The organism is Acinetobacter sp. IRS14 (assembly GCF_034650275.1).
Taxonomy (GTDB): domain Bacteria; phylum Pseudomonadota; class Gammaproteobacteria; order Pseudomonadales; family Moraxellaceae; genus Acinetobacter; species Acinetobacter oleivorans.
The window spans coordinates 131,378-153,815 of sequence record NZ_JAOVFN010000008.1 but is presented as its reverse complement, the minus strand read 5'-3'; the positions used below and the strand labels follow the sequence as shown (position 1 = coordinate 153,815).

The 22,438-nt window shown below is 38.7% G+C and carries 18 protein-coding genes; 5 read left to right on the top strand and 13 right to left on the bottom strand.

Going from position 1 to position 22,438, the window contains the following annotated elements:
* The 4 genes from ODQ17_RS10220 to ODQ17_RS10205 form a co-directional block, all read left to right on the top strand.
* Nucleotides 1-1,063: fimbria/pilus outer membrane usher protein (locus tag ODQ17_RS10220; protein WP_322903343.1), on the top strand; the 1,063-nt coding region annotated here is incomplete at its 5' end.
* A complete protein-coding gene (locus ODQ17_RS10215; protein ID WP_442872400.1) occupies nucleotides 1,054-2,082 on the top strand; it encodes a Csu type fimbrial protein in 1,029 nt (342 codons plus the stop codon). The genes ODQ17_RS10220 and ODQ17_RS10215, both read left to right, overlap by 10 nt.
* Before the next feature lie 466 nt (nucleotides 2,083-2,548).
* Entirely contained in the window at nucleotides 2,549-3,715 is a 1,167-nt protein-coding gene (locus tag ODQ17_RS10210) for an MFS transporter (protein WP_322903341.1), read from the top strand.
* A gap of 155 nt (nucleotides 3,716-3,870) precedes the next feature.
* A complete protein-coding gene (locus ODQ17_RS10205; RefSeq protein ID WP_004791762.1) occupies nucleotides 3,871-4,374 on the top strand; it encodes a hypothetical protein in 504 nt (167 codons plus the stop codon).
* A 46-nt stretch (nucleotides 4,375-4,420) separates the two neighbouring features.
* Here ODQ17_RS10205 and accC read toward each other — a convergent pair whose 3' ends face one another.
* The 11 genes from accC to sbnA form a co-directional block, all read right to left on the bottom strand.
* Nucleotides 4,421-5,791, bottom strand: coding sequence for an acetyl-CoA carboxylase biotin carboxylase subunit (gene accC / locus ODQ17_RS10200; RefSeq protein ID WP_004791764.1), 1,371 nt, complete (start codon nucleotides 5,789-5,791; stop codon nucleotides 4,421-4,423).
* A gap of 17 nt (nucleotides 5,792-5,808) precedes the next feature.
* Nucleotides 5,809-6,228: an acetyl-CoA carboxylase biotin carboxyl carrier protein gene (locus tag ODQ17_RS10195; protein WP_004791766.1), complete on the bottom strand. Its 420-nt coding sequence runs from the start codon at nucleotides 6,226-6,228 to the stop codon at nucleotides 5,809-5,811.
* Nucleotides 6,229-6,245: 17 nt separating this feature from the next.
* Nucleotides 6,246-6,701, bottom strand: coding sequence for a type II 3-dehydroquinate dehydratase (aroQ, locus tag ODQ17_RS10190; RefSeq protein WP_322903339.1), 456 nt, complete (start codon nucleotides 6,699-6,701; stop codon nucleotides 6,246-6,248).
* Nucleotides 6,702-6,936: 235 nt separating this feature from the next.
* Nucleotides 6,937-8,262 (bottom strand): Y-family DNA polymerase, encoded by a 1,326-nt coding sequence (locus tag ODQ17_RS10185; RefSeq protein WP_322903337.1) that lies wholly within the window; start codon nucleotides 8,260-8,262, stop codon nucleotides 6,937-6,939.
* A 212-nt stretch (nucleotides 8,263-8,474) separates the two neighbouring features.
* Nucleotides 8,475-10,712, bottom strand: a complete 2,238-nt coding sequence (locus tag ODQ17_RS10180; protein ID WP_322903335.1) for a TonB-dependent receptor — start codon at nucleotides 10,710-10,712, stop codon at nucleotides 8,475-8,477.
* Nucleotides 10,713-10,866: 154 nt separating this feature from the next.
* On the bottom strand, nucleotides 10,867-11,637 hold the full coding sequence (locus tag ODQ17_RS10175) for an HpcH/HpaI aldolase family protein (protein WP_322903333.1): 771 nt from the start codon (nucleotides 11,635-11,637) through the stop codon (nucleotides 10,867-10,869).
* On the bottom strand, nucleotides 11,630-15,157 hold the full coding sequence (locus ODQ17_RS10170; RefSeq protein ID WP_322903331.1) for an IucA/IucC family protein: 3,528 nt from the start codon (nucleotides 15,155-15,157) through the stop codon (nucleotides 11,630-11,632). Before ODQ17_RS10170 ends, ODQ17_RS10175 begins: the two co-directional genes overlap by 8 nt.
* A complete protein-coding gene (locus ODQ17_RS10165) occupies nucleotides 15,154-16,359 on the bottom strand; it encodes an MFS transporter (RefSeq protein WP_322903329.1) in 1,206 nt (401 codons plus the stop codon). The genes ODQ17_RS10170 and ODQ17_RS10165 overlap by 4 nt, the downstream gene beginning before the upstream one ends.
* A gap of 3 nt (nucleotides 16,360-16,362) precedes the next feature.
* Nucleotides 16,363-18,003, bottom strand: coding sequence for an IucA/IucC family protein (locus ODQ17_RS10160; RefSeq protein ID WP_322903361.1), 1,641 nt, complete (start codon nucleotides 18,001-18,003; stop codon nucleotides 16,363-16,365).
* Nucleotides 18,004-18,074: 71 nt separating this feature from the next.
* A complete protein-coding gene (gene sbnB / locus ODQ17_RS10155; protein ID WP_003652251.1) occupies nucleotides 18,075-19,088 on the bottom strand; it encodes a 2,3-diaminopropionate biosynthesis protein SbnB in 1,014 nt (337 codons plus the stop codon).
* Between the two features lie 21 nt (nucleotides 19,089-19,109).
* Complete coding sequence (sbnA, locus tag ODQ17_RS10150; protein ID WP_322903327.1) at nucleotides 19,110-20,114, bottom strand: 2,3-diaminopropionate biosynthesis protein SbnA; 1,005 nt, start codon at nucleotides 20,112-20,114, stop codon at nucleotides 19,110-19,112.
* 499 nt (nucleotides 20,115-20,613) lie between these two features.
* On the opposite strand from sbnA, the gene ODQ17_RS19215 reads away from it, so the two are divergent.
* On the top strand, nucleotides 20,614-20,730 hold the full coding sequence (locus tag ODQ17_RS19215; RefSeq protein WP_442872399.1) for a hypothetical protein: 117 nt from the start codon (nucleotides 20,614-20,616) through the stop codon (nucleotides 20,728-20,730).
* Between the two features lie 5 nt (nucleotides 20,731-20,735).
* On the opposite strand, the gene ODQ17_RS10140 is transcribed toward ODQ17_RS19215, so the two are convergent.
* Complete coding sequence (locus ODQ17_RS10140) at nucleotides 20,736-21,758, bottom strand: ABC transporter substrate-binding protein (RefSeq protein WP_322903325.1); 1,023 nt, start codon at nucleotides 21,756-21,758, stop codon at nucleotides 20,736-20,738.
* A complete protein-coding gene (locus ODQ17_RS10135; RefSeq protein WP_005306352.1) occupies nucleotides 21,759-22,349 on the bottom strand; it encodes an ANTAR domain-containing response regulator in 591 nt (196 codons plus the stop codon).
* Nucleotides 22,350-22,438: the final 89 nt, after the last annotated feature.

The following is a 22,438-nucleotide window of genomic DNA, read 5'->3' as shown; positions in this document are numbered from 1 at the left end:
TTTAAAAGATAACCAGATGACTTCTGAGCCGCAGAACTACCTGAGCTACAGTGCGTTGGCAGATGAAATTTTTAGAGTAGGAATTAACTATAATTTTTATGCAGGCTATGGCGTTTATTTGGGCTATAACCAGATCAAATATAGCGACAACTCTTACAAGTTAGTGTCTGCCAATTTAAGTGGAAGCTTAAACAAAAACTGGGGCTTTTATGCCTCAGCGTATAAAGATTATGAAAACCAAAAAGACTATGGTATTTACTTTGCGCTGCGTTACACACCATCTAGCCGAGTCAATGCGATTACAAGTATTTCTAATGAAAGTGGTAAAACAACCTATAGACAAGAAATAAATGGATTTAGCGATCCACAAATCGGTGCATTTGGATGGGGAGGCTATGTTGAGCGCGATCAAGATGCGAATCAAAACAATGCATCGGTCTATGCCTCTTACCGTGCTCGGGCGGCTTATCTGACAGGTCGATACAATCGAATTGGGGATAACGACCAAGTTGCACTTTCAGCGACAGGATCATTGGTTGCGGCAGCAGGGCGAGTCTTTGCGGCCAATGAAATTGGAGATGGTTACGCTGTTGTAACCAATGCTGGTCCACAAAGCCAAATTTTAAATGGCGGGGTAAATTTAGGAGCAACTGATGGAACCGGTCGATTCTTAATTGCAAATTTAAGACCTTATCAGCTTCATCATATCTATCTAGATCCATCATATTTACCTTTAGAGTGGGATGTTAAATCCACTAACCAAACAGCATTTGTAGGTTATCGCCAAGGAGCTTTGCTTGACTTCGGCGCTCATCAGGTCATTTCTGGATTAGTGAAACTTGTTGATGCCAACAATTCACCTTTATTACCAGGTTATACAGTTCGCATTAATGGGCAACAAAATGGTGTAGTTGGCTACGATGGTGAAGTATTTATTCCAAACCTATTAAAGCAAAACAAGCTTGAAGTCGATCTTCTGGATCATGGCTCATGCCAAGTTAATTTTGCGTATGAAAATAAGCAATACAGTGCTAAAAAATTGGGGCCTTATGTATGTCGATAACTGCTGCGAGTCATAGTTTTTGGATGAAGAGTGAAAAGTTTTCATTGGCCATAAAGTATATTTTAGCATCTGTTCTGTTTTTTATATTATATGCATTTTTTAGCTCTGCACATGCGGCTTGTACGGTAACGGGAACAACTAATAGTACTTATACCTATACGGCTGCTACCATTAATAGTGACGCAAACATCAACTTCTCTGGCACGATTAGCTGTCTTGGAGGGCGTACTACTCCTGAAATTTCAGGTTATATGTGCATGAAAACCGTATTTACGGGAACCACAAATACTAATAACAGCGTTTCATTACCTTACACCGTCACAGCAACTGTAGGTGGTGCTGGATCTTCTACCACCAACCAAAGCTCAAATGTTTGGTATGGTCCAGTGAGAACGGTCGCTTCAAATAATATTATTAGTTACTCAGTAAATGTAAAAGTCCCAGCCCGCACAGGGTCTCTTATTGCCTATCCTAAAGGGACATATACGGGTACGGTTCAACTTTTTTGGGATATGCAAGCAAGCTCTAGCACTGTCTGTGAAGGTGATAGCGGAGGAGGATGGGACTCAGGCAATACCACGATCACTGCTAATTATATTGTACCGAGTATGTGCCAATTAGATTCCACATCAAATGTGGATTTTGGCAATATCAATGATATTGGTACGACGAGTCGTGATTACACGGCACAAGGTGCAGTGAATACGACGTGTAACAATGGCACCTCATATAGTATTTACTTGGGGGATGGAATTAATCGTATTGCTGGAGGCTTTAGACGTATGACAAATGGTAGTAGTCAATATATCCCTTACCAGCTATATCAGAACTCGACTTATACTACGGTATGGGACACTACTGGTGGTGTAACCACGGTTGGAGGTTCTGGCGGTGTTTCTAAAACAGGCTCAGGCACTGCCCAAAGTACAAATGTCTATGGAAAAATTCCGCAGGGTACAGCTATTTCAACGACACCTGGTAATTACTCAGATACGATAGTTGTTACAGTAACTTATTAATAATCTGTTGGAATTTGATATTGAGTCTGTTTTTATATTGGGTTGCTCATGCGAATAGTCATGAGATTTAGATTTGATTTTTTAATTGTTCTAATTTGAAGATGCTGTGAAAGCTTTTAAAGAAAAGATAGACGTAAAAAGGTGATCAACGGTAATGTTGTTTTAGAATAAGTAAAAATAGAAAAAGACAAATTAAAAAAATAAGAAAAAACATCTGATGAATAAATACCTTATGAATATTAAATGTATTTTTACACAAGTTAACAGATTGTACAAATTAAATTACAGTTGTCTTATATTCATTTAGTCTTTCTTATCAATAAAAAAAGCTTTTAGAAGCGAAGTTGGTTATTAATAATTTAGTTATTTGTATTGGAAAACAAAGTGTTAAAATTGTAGGGTTGGGATGTTTTGAATATACAATTATCTCGAATTTTAACCTATTGAAACTACTAAGGTTTATAACTTGTTCCAACCACTTACAATCCAAACTAGACTCGGCGGATTCTACTTTTTTTACTATTCCATTGTGGGTACATTCATGCCTTATTGGAGTTTATATCTTCAAGATCAAGGGTTTAATTATCAAGAAATAGGTGTCTTATCATCAATTGCGATTGTAACTCGTTTTTTTGCGCCTTTAGTATGGGGATGGGTTGCCGACAAATCTGGTAAGCGAATGCTGTTAGTGCGGCTAGCAACTTGGATGGAATCATGTATATGGTTGGCTATTTTTATAGTGCCAAATACGTTTCAATCCATAGCTTTACTCATGCTTATTTTTAGCTTCTTCCAAAATGCTATTTTAGCTCAATTTGAAGGGGTTACTTTATTTTGGTTGGGTGATCAAAAAGCTAAACTTTATGGCAAAATTCGTAAGTGGGGATCTGTTGGATTTATTGTCGGTGTTTTTGTTATTGGTGCACTTCTGGAAATAGTACCTATTTCGATGCTTCCAATTTTATTATTAATTATTGCTTCATTGGCATTTATTTGGTCTTTTACCATTCGAGAACCGGATGGTGCACCTACCTCACAGAAAAAGTTAGAGCCTTTACTTCCTGTACTAAAGCGCCCGACAGTAGCTGCATTTTTCACAATTGAATTTATTTTGCTTTTTTCACATGCACCTTTTTATAGTTTTTATAGTAACTTTCTGAAATCTTTGAATTTCAGTACGACTGAAATTGGATTTTTATGGGCGATGGGGGTTTTTGCAGAAATTTTTATGTTTTCAATTGCCTCAAAGATTTTTCAACGTTTTTCGTGGCGTAGTTTAGTCGTTGTGTGTTTGCTAGTGACGAGCATACGTTGGATGCTAGTTGCACTATTTTCACATTACTTTGTTGGGCAGCTTTTTGCACAGTGTTTGCACGCTTTTAGTTTTGGTTTATTTCACTTAATTGCAATGAGAGTTATTTTTCAAAACTTCTCTGCTGGACAGCAAGGGCGTGGACAAGCTCTTTACAGTACCATGTGGGGGCTGGGTGTAGCTTTTGGTAGTGTTCTGGCTGGGCATTTCTGGAAAATTCTTTCTGGTGAACTCATCTTTATGTGTGCCAGTGTGGTTGTACTGTTAGGTTTGTGCTTTGTAATGTGGCTTCCGAAACAAGTCGATTCTTCAGCTGCCTAAGCTTGAGATAATCTAAAACAAAGAATTTATATTGAAAAAAGCAAGTAAATATAAAATTGTTTGATGACTTGTTGTAGCACGTTACAGTTGAAAAATATTGTTTTTATATGGTTATGGAGCAGTGATTTTGTCAAAAAATATGCTAACTTAACTTCATGCGTTTAATGATTAATAAATCTATGAAAAATATTTATATTATTGGATTATTGTGGGCTTGTTCTGGTTTAGCTGTGGCAGAAACGGCTACTCAACAGCCAGCCGAACAACCCGTTCGGACGGCAAGTAATCCTAATGCTATACGTATTGTTACGCGTCCTGAAATTATGGGATTATGGGGAATGGAAATTCCAAATAATAAGAAATGTGTGGAATATTATAACTTCCGTAGTAGTAATGATGTAGTGATCAAAAGTGGTCAAGAGTGGTCATACGGTTTATATGAATATCAACCATCTGATGACCCTAAAGAGCAGTTAGCTGCTTTAGTGATGCAAATTAAATTTGATAATAATAAAGTAGATTGTTCAGGTCAGAAACAAGATCAAACAGGTGATGTTTCTCAGTATTTTGTACAGTGGAAAAATGACCATACTATCAACTTCTGTTCAACTGCTAAGGGGGAACAGTGTTTTGCGACTTTACGTAGAGTCCTACCATAAGGTAATAGATATAAAAAAAGCCTCTTAAGTATAAGAGGCTTTTTTATTATGCAGTTTCAGCTTTCTTCTTTTCTTCCAATTGCTTTAACAAGTGCTTTTCAAGGTAATGGATGTCCATTGCTTGAGAACAGAAGCTCTTATCTTGCAAAATGAGATCTTTATGCAGAGGAATGTTAGTTTTAATTCCTGTAAGGATCATTTCATCTAACGCTTGACGCATACGAGCAAGTGATGTTTCACGGTCTTTACCATGAGAAATCAGTTTAGCAATCATAGAGTCATAGTAAGGTGGAATGCTATATTCTGGGTAGATATGAGAATCTAAACGAATACCAGCACCGCCTGGCGCATAGAAACTTTCAATTTTACCTGGTGAAGGTAAGAAAGTTGTTGGATCTTCCGCATTGATACGACATTCGATTGCATGACCATTAACTTTGATGTCTTCTTGTTGAAGCTCTAGTCCTAGGCCGCCTGCAATACGTAACTGTTGTTCAATAATATCAACACCAGTAACCATTTCAGTAACAGGATGCTCTACCTGAACACGAGTGTTCATTTCGATAAAGAAGAATTCACCATCTTCAAATAAAAATTCAAACGTACCAGCGCCACGATATTGCATTAATTGACATGCATGAACACATGCTTCTAAGATATCAGCTCGAGCTTGCTCTGGTAGATTTGGAGCAGGTGCTTCTTCTAACACTTTTTGGTGACGACGTTGTAATGAACAGTCGCGGTCATATAAATGAATCGCATGGCCATTACCATCACCAAGAACTTGCACTTCAACATGGCGAGGTTTCTGTAAGAAGCGTTCCATGTAAACGGTATCGTCACCAAACCACATTTCTGCATCGCGCTGAGCTGCTTGAACTGATTCAAGTAGTGTATCTACACGCTCAACAATACGCATACCGCGTCCACCGCCACCAGATGCCGCTTTAACAATAAGCGGGAAACCGATTTCTTTAGCTTCTGCAAGGGCATTGTGGATGGTTACAGCATGGTCACAACCTGGTACAGTTGGTACACCAGCTTTTTTCATGGCAACAATCGCAGAAACTTTGTTCCCCATAAGGCGAATGTGTTCTGGACGTGGACCAATAAAAGTAAAACCTGAACTTTCTACAATTTCAGCAAATTCAGCATTTTCTGAAAGAAAACCATAGCCAGGATGAATAGCATCGGCACCGGTAATTTCTGCAGCAGTAATAATTGCCGGGATATTTAAATAGCTATCACTACTTGCACCGGGACCAATACATACTGCTTCATCAACAAAACGTAAATGCATCAAATCTTTATCAGCATCTGAATAGATACCAACAGTCTTGATTCCTAATGTTTTGCAAGCCCGGGTAATTCGTAAAGCGATTTCACCACGGTTTGCAATTAAAACTTTTTGCAACATAGACGTCCCCGAGGTAATTACGCGCGATAACGGAATAAAGGTTGACCGAATTGGATTACATCGCCATTTTTCACTAAAATTTCTTCAACCACGCCACTTTGAGTTGCTTCAATTGGGTTCATGATTTTCATTGCTTCAATAATACCCAAAGTTTCACCAGCAGATACAGTTTGACCTACTTTAACGAATGGTGCTTCGCCTGGGCTTGGAGCAGCGTAGAACACACCAACCATTGGAGAAGTTTCAACTGCTCCACGTGGTGTTTTTGCAACTGGTGCTGCTGCAACAGGAGCTGCCGGAAGTGCTACACCAGCCGCAGCAACGACTGGACTACGGCGAGTTAAAGCGATTGATTGATCACCTTCTTTAACTTCAATCGCTTGCAAGTCAGACTCAATCATTAAATCGATGAGTTTCTTAATTTTGCGGATATCCATGGGCGACTATTCCTAAACTAGTTTGGGTTAGATGGTTGAATTTTTTCAATAGCGTAATCGAGTGCAAAACTATAACCTTTTGCACCAAGACCACAGATCACGCCAATTGCTTTATCGGATACATATGAATGATGTCTAAATGCTTCTCTTGCATGGACATTCGACAAATGTACTTCAATAAATGGAATGGCAACGCCGAGTAGGGCATCGCGTAGAGCAACGGAAGTATGAGTGAGGGCCGCAGGATTAATAATAATAAGTTTTACACCTTCGGTTTGTGCCTGATGAATACGGTCAACAATGGCACCTTCCCAATTGCTTTGAAAAGTATCTAATGTAATTGATGCGTTTTGAGCTTGGATAACGAGTTGTTGGTTAATATCACCTAAGGTAAGATGACCATATACTTCTGGTTCGCGTTTTCCCAGCAAATTCAAATTCGGTCCATGAATCACCAAAATGGTCGAACTCATTCAGATTGCTCCAGCTCTAAAGTTGCAAATATTCTTTGCAAGATGTCTGCAAAGTTTGCTTATTATGGCATATGTTTCTACAATTTTTTTATAATTTGTTTTAATTGTCGCAGAAAGGGTATACCAAATTCGGCTTATATATTGTAAATTTTGCGATGATTTAGCAATGTTAAAAAATGACAAAATTTCAAGTAATTTAATGAAGCTCATTTTAAACTGAATTGACAAAAACAGTTCATGTATTTTGTGTAACGGCTGTAGAATTCTCTCCAATTACAAGTAGCTCATTCCATCGAGTTAGATAGTTTTTTGAACGGTGACATTGTTTCATATGCCAAGATGGACTACGGGAATGATAACCGACTTGTAGATAGTGACTGCCAAATCGATTACGAACTGTACTTAGGGTTTTCATGAGTTGTTGTCTTTGCTGAATTAACTCAAGAGGTTGCCATAAGTCATCAATGTGATGTTGACGGGCATGCAAACCACAAAATAAGACTCCAATCTTAATATATTTTATATTTTCTTTATATAAAACATCAATTTGTTGCATGGCTGCTTTAGTTAATATGCATAGATCATCTGTTGCATACGTTAAACCTATCGCTTGAGATGATGCTTTTTTATAAGGTGGTCTATCGGTTTTTTCATAAAGCATGACTTGAATACAGGCACACAGCTGTTCCTGTTTCATTAAACGCCGGTGAGCACGATTGAGATGAAAGATAAGCGCTTGTTTAATAATCTCAATGCTGGATAAAGCTTGAGCGAAACTTCGTGATGCTAAAATTCGTTTTGTTAAGATGGCAGGATCATCAAGTTGGATACAGGATTGGCCTTTTAGCTCACGAATAGTACGTGCCATAACCACAGAGAAAGCTTTTGCGAGATGGTGTTCATTGGCAAAAGTTAAGTCTAGGCATGAATAAATTTCATAGCTTCGTAATTGTTTGACCAATTGGTAGCCAATTCCCCACACTTCTTTGACGGAAGTTTGTTGCATGAGGTCTTCAAGCAGTAGGGGATCTAAAGTAATGAAATTACAAATTCTATTAAAGCTTTTAATTTTTTTAGCGTAGTGATTGGCTAACTTGGCCTGAGTTTTTGAATATCCGATACCAATACAGCAAGGTAAGCTTAACCATTTTTCTAGGGTTTCTACCGCTTTGGCACAATGAGAATGAATATCTAGAGATTGAAGATAAGGGGTTAAACGGATAAAGCATTCATCAATAGAATAGGCTTCTAAATCATCGGGTGAGAAGAATTCACCTAAAACCGAAAAAAAGCGACGAGACATCTCAGCATATAAAGTATAGTTACTTGAATAGACGTGTACGCCTGCTTGGAGAGCTTCTTCTTCAATTTGGTACCATGGGATTGCCATCTTTATACCCATGTTTTTTGCTTCTTCACTGCGTGATACAACACATCCATCATTATTAGAAAGCACGACAACGGGCACGCCAATAAGTTTGGGGTCAAATAGTCGCTCACAACTGACATAACAGTTATTAATGTCTACAAGTGCGTAAATTTCGCGGTGTGAGATGTCCATTCTGAATTGCCCCATTAAAAATGTTGGTAAAACTACATAATTTTGAATATGTAACAAAATCAAGTTAACAAAATTTCTAGTGGAAAGCTAGGGGAGTTCCGACAGTCGGCATTTAGCTAATAAAGGAAAGAAGATAAAACTTTATTTTTTTAGTAAAAAAAAGGAGATCGCGCTGATCTCCTTTTTTGTGAATCATTCTATGTCAGTTTTGATTACCACTTGTGACTATAAGTCACTTTAAGCGTTGCGCCATTTGCCACCAAATGGCTAGTGTTATTACCAGATCTTAGTAATTGGCTATAGAGAGGATAGTACTTACGATTAAACATGTTCTCTAAACCAATCGTCACAGTGTCTTTTTTGTTAAGTGCAAAGCTACTGATTAAATCTGCTGTTGTATAAGTTTTTACATCGGCACGACCAGAGATAGTGGTATCATTTAAGCGATAATCTTCTGAACCGAAGTAAGTTGCTTGTAGGCGGTTTGTCCAAGTTTCAGTTGGGCTATAAGAAACGTAAGCTGTGAGTTTTAATGGTGGAATACGGAAACCTGTCATGTCTTGTTCAGAACCGTTTTCAGGTGTTTCACGACCTTTCATCCACGTAATGCTACCCCCAGTTCCCCAGATATTTGCATCGTCAAGATAATCAAGCGTTGCTTCTACACCAGTGACTTTTTCTTTGGTTCTAGTAAGAATTAATCCGTTACCAAAGGATTGCACAGCACCAAGGTCAGAAGTTGAGTGGAAGACTGCTAAGCTTGAAGAGAAATTATTGAAGTTTCCTTTCCAGCCCAACTCATAGTTATCAACTTTTACAGGCTCTAAGAATGACGAACCAAGGTTGAAATTTGTGCTGGCATTGCGAATGACTACACCGACATCAGGCAGCTGGAAACCTTGGTTAAACGATGCATAGACTGAATTTTGATCATTAGGTGAGAAAGTCACATTAGCATTGTATAACCATGCATCGGCTTTCACTTTTCCGCCTGGAACTGTGTAAGGATCGGGTTCGCCTAATTGCGATAATGGAATAAAGCTATCAATTTGTGCATAGCTGTCTTCATAACGTGTACCCGCTTCAGCTGACCATTGGTCATTAAAACGGTGTTTTAACTGTATAAAACCACCAACACTTTGAGTGGTGAGTTCAGGTAAATAAGTAAGCTTGCCAGTTTTTACAAACTCTAGGCCACCAGATTGCTCATAAATGTCACGATCAAAAATATCTAAAGGCATTTCGCTTTTTTCGCGGCTGAAATCACCACCCCAAACCAATGATGTATCGCCTAAAAACTCAAGTGGTGTGGTTACAGTTAAGCGGCTACCGAGTACGTTATTCTCTTGATAAACTTGGTCTACCTGTCCACCTCGATTCGGATTGTTTTTTGCATCAAATGGTGAAAAACGGGTAAAGAAGTCGCGGTAATAAATTTGAGCATCTACCTTATTACCTAATAAGTCTTTATTGGTATAGGTCAAATTGTAGATCTGGTTTTCATTTTTATTTTGGTCTTTAAGCTTTAATCCTTTAATTGCTTTGGCTGGCACTGTACCAGCTGGAGCTTTTTTAACACTTGGGTCAGATGCATAATCTGAGTCTTGCTCTGCATTATAGTAGTTTGCAGCAAACTGTAGATATTGATTGTCATCAATATGGTAACCCAGCTTACCGCCTACGCTGTAGCCATCGGAATCATAAAGGTCGCCCTGACTTGGTTCAGGTGCAACACGGTCACCACTTGCATCGTATGGGCTACCAATACGTTGATAACCAAAATCAAACGCATAATCAAAGGCATTAAAGCTGCCTGTGAAATATTGGTGAATATCTCCGCCTAAAGCATCAGAGCGGAAATTCGTTAAAGGTGTTTGAAGTCCAATAACGGTTTTTGCTGTAGGTTCACCACCCGCAGCTTTCGTGGTAATTGAAATAATACCGCCTGCAGCGCCGCCACCATAAATAGCATTACTGCCGCGAATGACTTCAATGTTCGCAATACTTTCAGGATCAATTGCTGAAAGTCCGCGTGATGTATCACGTGTAAGGTTCATTGGCACGCCATCGACCAAGATCAGGGCATTACGACCGCGTAAAGTTTGACCATAATCGGTAATAGTTCGACTTGAGTCTGACAGGCCCGGTACGGCTTTCGCTAAAACAGTTGCAATACTTCCAGATGAACCATTTCTTAAAAGTTCAATTTGTTTTTCATCTAACTTGGTGACTTGTTTGGCAGAGGTAGAGAGTTCATCTGCACGTGAAGCAGTAATTGTAATTGTAGGGAGTGCTTCAGGTTTCTTTTCTGTTTCTGTGGTTTCAGCAGGTGAAGCTGCAAATGCTGAGTTTGAAAGGAAAATGGCTCCACCAAGTGAAAGAAGTGGAATGATATTTTTAACTTCAGACTTTCTTGTAAAAAGTTTATTACTTTTTATCTTATTTCCCATTATCTCGCCCTGAGAGTGATTTTAAATTGAGCGAATTATAAATGAGAATCATTGTAATTAACAATATTATTAATTGCTTAAAAATAATATATTTGAAATTTATTCAATGAATTAGGGGAGTAGGAGTCTATTCCCCCAAAAAATTGAACAGTGATTAAATTTCTTTAAAAGTATTCAGGTGATTTTGATGGGCACGACGAATAATGCTTCGATCATCACCGAGTACAAAAAGCTGAACAGAATGTTGTTTCCAAGCCGCGATATCTTCAGGTTGTCGGGGAATAGCACAAAAATGCTTTTGACTATTTTTGGTCTTTATATACATCTCTTGAACTTTTTCTTTCACTTTTGGATGACTAGATTGCCATGGCATTCCCATCGATTGAGAAAGGTCGGCAGCACCTTCCAGAATAATATCAATGCCTTCGACTTTTAATATTTCATCTAGCTGCTCTAGCCCTTCTAAGCTTTCAATCATAGCAATGACAACAGTCTCGTTTGCAGCCTGTTGAACAAAACTTGCTAAATCATCTATGCCGTATCGATTTAATCTAGTCGAATTCAGTCCTCTTTGCCCAAGCGGCATATAGTGGCAATAGTTCACAGCTTGTTGAGCTTGTTGAGCATTTTCAATACGTGGAAACACAATGCCCGTTACACCTGCATCGAGCAGAGGTAAAACTAGGTGGTTAGCGTTTAAAGGTACTCTTACAAATACATCGAGGCTCATGGCTCTAGCGGCTAAAATCATGGTCTCGACTTGAGACGTACTAAATAAAGTATGTTCCAAGTCGATAATAATAAAGTCGTAGCCCGCGAGTGCCAGTTGCTCGACATTAATCGGAGAAGCTACGGAACAAAATATTCCGTAGAGCGTCTCACTATTTGCTATTCGTTTCTTAAAAGAAATCGAATGCTTATTCATATTCAATTTCCTTAATGAGGCTAAGCGGGTTTGGTGTGGTTTGTACTCTTAAGCGAATTTCCGGAAGGAAGCGGCGGCTTGCGAGCTGTTCAATATCGATAGTGTCATCTGTAAAGTTAAACAATTCATATCGTTCGCTAAACTCTGGATGAGCTTCTTTATGCTGATTGATGAGGGTTCTTAACATGGTCCAGAATTTGATTTCATCGAAGCCATAATGTTCATTTAAGAAAATCGCTAACTCAGCCAGATTTACAAACCAAAGCGCATCTTGAGTAAAGTCTCTTAACTCATTTGGAGAGTGGGTTTCTAAGAACGAGTTTGGATTAATTTTGGCATGTTCTTTTGGAGCATCTTGTAAGTTAGGTAAAAGCTCTGGCTCGCGTAAAAGATGACGACTAAAGCGAATTCCATCGTGGAAATCTTTCAAGGCTGCTTTAACAGGTAAGCCATTTTTATGAATCAGTACCATGTTTTGTGCATGTGACTCTAAAGCGAGGCCGTGGCACCACAAAATATGCATGATTGGTAAATAAGCATTGGTGAGTAATTTTTCTAACCAGAACTCGATACCGTACTCTTGGATCCACTCATCGATTAGAGGTTTTTGGTCCGTATCAACTTGCATTAAACCTGTTACTGGAGTGGCAGATTCACCTTCTTTTAAGTAGCTGTAAATACTTTCGCGCCAAATGCAGGCGAGTGCGCCGTATTGAACAGGTAGCGCAATCTGCTGGTTAACCGAAAGACCGCCAATCTCTCTTAAAATAACAGGCTTACGCTGTTTCTCTAAAATAGGGTCTTGTTCAACAATGTTATAAAGCCAATCACTCATTTTTGCCGCATTTTGAACGGTATGCGGTGCCAATACACGAGAGGTCGAGGTATTGACCAAGTTCATTGCCAATTTGAGAGAAAGCGCCGAGATATCACTAATATTCGATAAGGTCCGAATCGACTGCTGGGGTAAATAAGTCGGACCTTCAATATCTAACGGGATGATCAGTTGGTTGCTAATCGCATCTTGATAATACAGTTCAATAATTTTATCCCACTGCCATGGGTGAATTGGGGTGAGGATATAATCTTTAAAATCTACATTTTGTTCTTTCAATTGATCATTAATAGCTTGTAGATCTTTCTCTGAAAAATGCTGTTTATAAAGCTGTTCTAAGTTAATAGTTTCACTTAAAACCAGTTTGCATAAACTGTTATGAGTCGCCGTCCATTGAACCGTAAAACCTTCAGAAAGTTCCGGTGCATATTTTTGATTTTCTTTTAAATCGAAGCCGATACGAGACTTAAAGCTCGGGTGATATAAATGCGCGTTGGTAATCCGTGCTTCTTGTTCTAAATAAGGCAAGGTTCTTAAAGGTTGAGCAGGGGCTTGGCTTAAAGTTTGCGCATGCTTAACGTAAGTTAAATTGAGTTCATCATTAAAGTTTTGCCATTTAACTGGGTCAGCTTCAATAATATTTTTTAAATCGGCAAGTAGCGTTTTTAAGCTAGGACGAGTTTCAGCATCTAAAGTAATATCAGAACGGACTAAGCTCGAAGGATTTAACTTAATTCGTTTAAAACTGAAATGTTGTTTAGCCGCGCAAGTATAAAAAACGGTATCGGAAATATAGAACTTGATCTGACCTTTAGAAAATTCGTATTTAAAGGTATTTTCAAAAATCAGTGCTTCTAATAATTGGCCCATCACGCGATTTTCCGCGAGGGTTTTATAATTGGTTTGTTGTGTTGGTTGAAGAGGACAAAGTGCTTCTGCGCCGCGATATTTATAAATAGGGTTTTCAACTTCAATCCAGATGGGATTGCCACCACTGTGGTAGAGCGTATTTAACATATTTGCCTTGATTGGTAATGTGAGTGAATTAATTAATAAATCGCGGTACTGCTGGCCTTTGCCGCTAAAGTTTTCTTGTGTGAGCGTAAGACGGGTTGCTTGCCAAAGTTCAGATTCTTCAATGGCCGTAACGCGAGCAATTGCACTGATGAGGTGAGAAATGTGATTGATCACGAGGTAATATTTTAAAAAGGTCCATGCATCTTTTTGAGAGAACCAAACAGTACTATCTTCAGAAATAGATGAGTCGTCTTCTATCATTTCTGGAACTATGCTAATGCCTTCCATATCTCGAAGAATAAGGCGATGTGGATAGCCATTTTTAAATTCCATTAAGCTGTTTTGCATGTGCGCTTCTACGCTAATGCCTTTATTTGCAAACAATTCAATTAATGGAATGAGTGAAACTTTAACGTACTGCTTCCACCAAAAAGTAATGAAGTCTTTGGAATCGTTCGATTGCAAATTTTGATTCGGTGCTGCTTGTTGAATAAAACTGAAGAGAGGAATCTCATGGTTTTCGTTTTCTTCAACCAAGCCGCCCAGCATTCTGGTATTTTCTAATACATCAGGTGTGAGCCCAGCTCTATAAATAATGCCAAATGAACTTTCAAGCTCAGGAATTTTGACTGTTTTTGCCTCTAACTCCGGCAGAATCAAAAGGTCAGGATATTGCTCATTAATCTTGTGATTAATAATAATTTTACTCGCATCAATCGCTCGTTCCATTTCATCCATTGGGTTATTACGAATGAAACTGGTAATGCGTACATCAATAGAGAGTTTTAAGAACAGATTCGATTGAGGTAACCACACTGTACGAACGGATGAAGTTGGCCATACGGTTTGACCTAAAGCCCCTAGGTAAATAACGTCTTGGCTGTCTAAATGTTTCTTTAAAGATGAATGTTGAAGTAAGAAATTAGCTTGCCAAGGATGGGTTGGCATGAGCTCATAGTTTGCGAAGTTTTCTTGCAAATGTTCTTTTGCAGTTTCTAAAACTTCATTTTCAATACGGTGAGAAGCTTCGGTCTCACTTATAAGTTTTTGGATTAAAGACGAATGAACCGCGAAGTAGTGAAGTTGGAAACTTGCGCCTAACTCAGGGCTATACTTTTTCATGTCTTCTTTAGAGAAACCTAAGTTAGCTTTAGAAGTCACATGAAAAGGGTGCCCATATAACATGCCTTGCTCAGTTGCCTGAAAACCGCTTAACGCTTTAGTTGCTGATTGGGATGGTCTATTTTCTAAAAAGAATTTTGTGTTCTCGATACTATTGGCAATATCGGAGTACAGGTTCTTATTTTGGTTTTTATCTTTAAATAAATTATTCAGCTCATCTGTAATAAGCTTCACTAACTGTTTAGGGTCGGTGAGCGAGTCAAATGTATTGTCGTTTAAGTTTTGCAGAACAAAACCACGTTGATATCGATGATAGCCAGTGGTCGATAAGTGCTGAACTGCGCCATAAACAGTCGTGTTAGATGCATTAAATGTATAAGCAAAATACAGGGTATCTGGTTGCTCCGCATAAAGTGTGAATAAAGGAGAGTCTTGAGAGGGGATAATGTGCTCTTCAAGGTTCACTTTAAGCTCACGAAAGAAAGTATTTAGGTACTGTTCGAAAAGTTTATAAGACCATGCATCTGTTGTAATAATTGAGTTCATTCTTGTGCCTCTTCTAAAATTGTATCCATTAAGAATCTGTTCAAAATCACTACTAATCCCGCACCGATAAAAAATAGTGAAGTGCAGATTAATGCAGCGGTAATATTGAAAAATGAGTAGGTGAGCGTGATGGTGATTGGGCCAATAAGCTGTCCTAAGACAAAGGCACTGTTAGAAATACCAATCACTTTTCCTTGGCTTTGAGTGCCAGCTTTTAGAGAAATGGTGTGTAAGATCGATGGGATAAGGGCTGCAAAGCAAAAGCCTTGTATGAGTCGTAATACAAGAACTAGCCAAATATTCGAAACCCAGATCAATGCGAAAATCGTGATACCGCAAATTAAAGATGCGTAAATGAAGTTATTAAAAGAATCTCCTTTATCATCATTTCTTTTTCCCCAATAGGTCGCAGCAATAAAGGCTGCTCCCCATGAAAGCGCATGAATAGTTCCCGTTAAACTCGCAGCAGATAACGATGAATGAGTGCTCTGGCTTATTTCACTAATATATAAAACAAAGCAGGACACCAAACCAAAGCCACCGGCTTGAACCAAAATGCCAGCGCTTAACCATGAAAAAATCGTTCTATCAAAGAAAGCAGGAAGCTTGGATTTCTCTTTGGTTTTTGTGACCTCTGTTTTAACGGAAGTGGTTAGTACAAATGACGCAATCATAATGAGTGTCATCACAACAAATGCTGTTGCGTTGAGTAATACTTCAACCCGCCATTGATCCATAAATATCCCGCCGAGCACGGGACCACATAGGCAAGCGAGTGCAACACTACTTTGTAGTTGCCCAAAAGCGGCACCACGTTGTTGTTCATTAGAAAGATATGAAACATAGGCATTTAAAATCACGGAAAGACCGCAAAAACCGAGTAGAATTCGCGCGAAAATAAATAGGTATAAATGCTGGGCGCTTGCCATGAGCAGTATTGAAATACAGAAACCAGCCAGAGAAAGTAACAAGGCTTTTTTATGGCCGAATGTGTCGGATAGGTGTCCCACAATCGGTGCTGTAAATAAGCTGCCAATAGCGGGAGCCGCGAGTGCCAAACCTGCCCAGATAGTGGGAGCACTCATATGCGCCGTCAGTTTTTCCATATAAAGCGGCATGATCGGAATAAGCACCATTAGCCCAAAAGTGGAAAAAAACTGACAGAGCAAAATAATGAAATGATCTAGGCGAGATGAGCGCATGATTTAGATATCCATGGTCTCATAGCTAGAAACAGATAAGCTGTGATAAGGGTTTGGTGTAGTTCCGATTTTACTTGGCATGCCTGTTGAGTCGCTTTCTTGTGCAAGTAAAGGCGTAAGTAACTGTTTGAATGGCCAAGTCTTATTGTCAAAAAGATAAGTTTGAATTTGCGATTTTGTTTGTTCTGAAATGGGGTGGGTTTCTACAAAATCTTGAATAATGTCTTGAACCATCTCCCAAAAATCGCTTTCTGTACGATCCGTATATTTTAAAGTAGCTAAAGCAATTGGGTAGAGGTTAATTTGAATCCCTAAAGTAATGAAGTAATTAAATAAGTCTTCATTTTTAGTAAAGATAAGATTGTTCGGCGTGCTGGTATCAATGGTATAAACCGGAGGTGTAAAACCATTTTCTTCAATGGCTGTGGTACATATTCTTAAGGTATCGTGGTCACGCAAAATAAAGCATTTCAACTTATTATTTTCATAACACACCATGGTGTTTTGCCCGTGGCATTCAGGCATGATGCCTTTCGACCAAAGCGTTAAGAATGTTTGAATAAAATGAACACTTAAGTCTTTTAGTAATGACCATTTGTCACCTTCAACACCTAAAGTTTCCCAAGGGTCAACATATGTACAGCTTAAAGCTGACATGGTGATTGGTGTAACGTTTTTATCTTGGCAAAAGTCGGGTAAATGTCTGACTTGGCAGCCAATCACCCCTAAATTTTTTACAATTGGCTCTCGCTTACCCAGTACCCACCAGTGCGTTTCATTACTCAAAAAGAGGCGATTTTTTATTAAAGAAGTTTCATTAATGACGTCATTTAAAAAATCATAAGCCGTATGCCCATTCATTAAATAACGGCCTGGCATAGAGCGGATTGCACCTAATGTTTTGGCATTGGTTGAAAGTTTTAAATGCAGAGTAGAATTGGCGTTGTGAATAAGCGTTCTTAAAGAAGAAGTCGGTAAACCAATTGTCGTGACATGGTTTAGGTCACTACCGTCGTACTTATTTTCATCAAACTTTAAATAGCGATGTTGAGTCTCTAACAAAGGTAGGGCTAAGTAATCACCTGAAAGCTGAGCCATTTTGTCAGCAATAAGACTTTCCTCAACTTCTGATAACAGAAGCTCTTTGTGAGGAACCGATTCCATATTATTGATCACATCATCTTTCTTAAAAGCCCACCAATACACCTCAATTTCTTTTTGAGTTGTGAGCGGAGCGAGTTCACCTTTTGAGTGAGCGAATGGATGAAATGGACGATCAGCTACTAGCGAGAGCAATTCGCTGGTCATTAAAGGCGAAGAAAATGAAAGGGCTGACTGTAAAATTTGAGGAATTTTTTCAGCCGTTACTAAGTTATCGAGCCAGTAATTAATCGCTTTTTGATGGTGTAGTGACGGCCACCAATTTGCTTTCGTTAAATAGTTAAAAACTTCAGAAATAGAAATTTTAGATGTCGTATTGTTTAAGACGTTATGAAGCAGAACTTCGGGGTGGGTGACATAGAAAGGATTTACACCATCTACTTTTAAACAGTTGAAATAGAGCTCCAACTCATCATTGAGAGTAATTGCCAGATAAGGCTTTTTATAGAAAATATGATCTTTAAAATCTCCATAATTCTCCATGTAGAGTGCATCTATCGTTTTTTGTAGTTGTGCTGTGTAAATCCGATCTAACATTTTAGTTATTCCTATTCTTATAAAAGCGGTAGAACCGTGCCAACGTTTTGTTCTTGTGCTGCATTGAAGAACCATTTAGCGCAGACAATGTCATCAATCGCCATGCCCATTGGATTGAGCAAAATGATTTCATCTTCGTGTTCGCGGCCGTTTTTATGACCAATAATGATGTCGCCAAGTTCAGCATGTAGTTTTTCACGGCTAAATAAGCCATCTTCAACCAGCACGTTGATGACTTTCTTTTCTCGGTTTGATTGGTCCCAGTCATCTACAATCACTTTGTCGACTTTTAAGAAGACTTCAGGCTCAATATCCATAATTGAAATGTTTGAAACAAAGCAGCCTTTTTTAAGCCACTCAAACGGAATGTAAGGCTTATCTGAAACGGTACAAGTAATGAGGACATCGGCTTGTTGAATCGCAGACTTAGCACTGTCATGAATTTCAATTTCTAGATGTGGATATTCCGATAAGAACAACGCTTTAAGTTTTTCAGCCGCCTCAGGGTTTACATCAAATAAATGGATTTTTTTCACTTGAGCGTATTGTTCAAGTACCGTCTTAATCTGCATTTGCGCAATTGGTCCACAGCCAATCACGGTAATGTCAGAAAAGTCTTTTTTCGCTAAATACTTAATCGAAACACCCGTAATTGCAGCAGTTCGCATCGCACTGATTAAGCTGCCTTCCATCACGGCAACCGGATAGTTTGTTTCTGAGTCATTTAAAACAATCAGTGCGCTCGCACGCGGAATATTGAATTTTTTAGGGTTATGTTGTCTTGAACCAATCCATTTAATTCCAGCAATCGGATCATTGCCGCCTAAATAACAAGGCATAGCGATAATACGGTCAGCAATATGGTCTGCACCTTGCCAGCGAAGATACGGTTTTAAGGGTTGTACAAACTGTTTATTTGCATGCAGGGTTAAACCTTCAGTAATCGCTTCAATAAATGAATTACTATGATTTGCGCCAAGATTTAATAAATCTGATTGACTTAAATAGCGAAGGGTAGCCAAATTGCTCATGAATATGTCCTAAGGAGAAGGTTAAACAACATTTTGTAAAGTAAGGTTTTCTTGGCGTCGTACGTTTCGATTGAAGTGACGCTTCTTGATCATTTCGAACCATTCATCTTCATAAACCAGATCGAGATAACGGTCACCGCGATCGGGCAGCAGCGTTAAGACGCATGAACCTTCAGGGATGGTTGGAATCAGTTTTTTGATGGCTGAAATAGATGAGCCGCTCGAACCGCCTGCAAAGATTCCTTCATGTTCAAGAAGTTCTCTGCACCCGAGTGCCGATTCATAGTCATCGACATAAATGACATCATCAATTTCATCGGGGGAGAGTAGCGGTGGGACAGTACTTGCCCCAATACCGGGAATTTCGCGTGGACCAGATGTGCCACCGAACAGTACAGAGCCGACAATATCGACTGCGATGACTTTTAATTCTGGAAATCTTTCTTTAAGACGACGAGACACGCCCATAATCGTGCCGGAGGTACTTGCTCCAATCACGAGGTAATCAATCTTGCGATCAATTTGACTTAGGATTTCTTCTGCTTCACCAAAATAGTGGCTTTTCCAGTTGTTTGGATTTGCATACTGGTTAATCCAGACTGCATTTGGCAGTTGTTGGCAGAGGCGTTTTACGGTGTCAATTCGGGTTTTTAAATAACCGCCGTTTTGGTCTTTTTCAGAGACCATTTCGATGTTGGCTTTGTAGAGCTTCAGCATTTGTAGGTTTGCTGAGGCAATTTTCGGGTCAATAACAGCAGTAAATTTTAATCCATATATTTTGCAAGCCATTGCAAGCGCAATCGCTAAGTTTCCTGATGAGCTTTCAACAATATGACTATCTTTATTAATCACTCCGGATTTTAAGCCTTCCTGTAGCATGAATAATGCTGGACGGTCTTTAATACTTCCTCCTGGGTTTAACAATTCCATTTTCGCAATCACTGAGATCGATTGATGCGTGAATAGCCTTGATAGTTGTAATAGTGGCGTTTTACCTATGCAGTCGAGAATATTTTCATGGATCATGGTAGATCTTCTCAGGTTTTTATGTGATGTGAATAATAATGATTATTAATTTAATTATTATTACCATTTGTGCCATGATTGTTGCGGTTTGTAACTCAAAATAGGGGGGACTTATAGGATTTTTCACTAATTTTTTTTGTGTAATTATTTGAATCGTAATATTTATATTTTATAAAGATAAAAATTAATAAATGTTTTAAATATAAGTAGATAGGCAATAAATTACTTTTTAACTAAAAAAATTAATCTAATTAAGACGGATGTTTGAAATTACTTTGAAGCAATAAAATTTATGACCTGACCCACATAATTCGTGTATCACTATTTTGTAGAGATCGTAGATAGGTTTAATACACAAAAAGAGAGGACTATTTGAGTACTTTCTTAACAGGCTGAGAATGATTAACGAAATTGATGATGTGGCAGTTATTGATATGAAAATGTCTGAAAATGATATGTTTAGATAGATATGATCATTTCCATAAGCGCTATATTTTCAATGGATCAGTTGAGCCTAGAAAATATAGTAATGCGTGTTTCGCATTTTGTCTTATGGGTCTTTCAAGCTGTCTTTTTTTATAAAAGACAGCTTTTTTTATGCTGGTTTGATTCTTAGATAGCTTATGAAGAATATCGCTGTTTGGCTTGTTCATGAGCCTCAAGATTAATGCATTGAGCACCCAAGCTTGTGATTTGTGCTTGGTCAATTTGAAGTTCATCCCACTTTTGCATTTGCTCAAGCAGCCAATAAAAGTCTTCTACTTTTGGAAGCGCACTTTCTTTTACTAAATGACGAACAATATCCTGAATCTTAAAATATTTATCGACATGCACTTCTTCTGAGCAATGAAAACGAACAATTTCAAACTCAACTAATAACTTTAAAATTGGAGCAAAGTCTTGGAACTCACTCAATTCTTGTTGGGCTTTCATAATTGCCGCAGTGAGAGTAATTAGTGTTTGTGGATGTTGCTCTGCCCATTCCTGTGTTACTGCTAAAACCTTGTCAGCCACAGGAGGAATAATGTTTTGGCTTGAGCAGATCATTTTACTTAAACCAAGAAGCTCACCTTGGGTATTCCAAGGTTCACCCACACAAAAACCATCAATCACATGTTTATCGAGTGCTTCGACCATATAAGGTGGCGGTAATGTTTTGAGCTGAATAGACCGCGCGATTTTTGGATTTGCTAAAGCCAACCATTCTCTTAAACAATAATGATGAATGGAATGCTTAAACACATGCGCTAACGAAATGGAGTGACCTTGTTCAAGATGGCTCGTCACTTTTTGCGCCGTTATTTGAGCCGTATCATTTTCTTTAATTGCAAGTTGATGAGTAAGTTTTTGACTTAAGCTAATGAAAGCACGGTTTTCACTTAAAACCAGTGATGTTTGTAGCGGTGTGCCAATTTGATCTGTGCCTACAGCCGCCGCAGGTAACATTGCAGATAAGCAGTGCGCTGCATCTAATAATCCAAAAGCCAAACGGTCTCGAAGACTTGCCCAAGACGCTTCTTTAACTAAAGTGACGTCTAAACCAACTTCTTCAAAGAAACCTCTTTGTTTTGCCCAAAGCAATGCAAGACAATCAAGCAAAGGAATATAGCCGAGTTGTAATTGAGTCTTTTCTAATGTGCTCATTTATTCATCCTTTAGTTGGTTGCCAAGTAATTTTTGAGCGTCAAGTAAACGCCGTGCCATTTCTCCAATCGTAATTCGATGACTCATCGCATTTTTTCTAAGAAGCTGAAATGCAGTTTCTTCAGGTAGTCCATGCAATTGCATTAGTAGTACTTTAGCTTTTTCAACATCCTTACGGTCAGCAAGTTTGGTTTGAGCTTCTTTTAAATCACCTTCGAGTTTTTTGTGCTTTTTATATTGCTCGATCGAGATTTCTAAAATGGTATGTAAGCGTGCAGGGTCTATGCCATCGACGATATAAGCAGTTACTCCTGCATCGATGGCTTGTTTGATGGTGTCTTTATCTGAATTTTTAGTGAACAGGACAGTCGGTAGATCATAGCTACTGACACAGCTTTCAATAATGTCGCGGTGAGGATGATCCATATCGAGCAAGATTACATCGGCTTGTAAATCTTCAAGACGAAAGATATTCAAGTGATCCAAAGTAAGGCAAGCGACCACTTCAAAGTCATTTTCAAGCAGACTGTTTTTTATATAGTCCGCTCGCGCATGATCATCATCAATAAGGGCTATTTTGAGTTTTGGCATAAGTTCAGAAAATCAGGCTAAGAAAATGCGCCAATTCGACGCGTTTTTTGTCATTGGGTTTTAAGCAAGATTAGTGCCATCCAAAACCA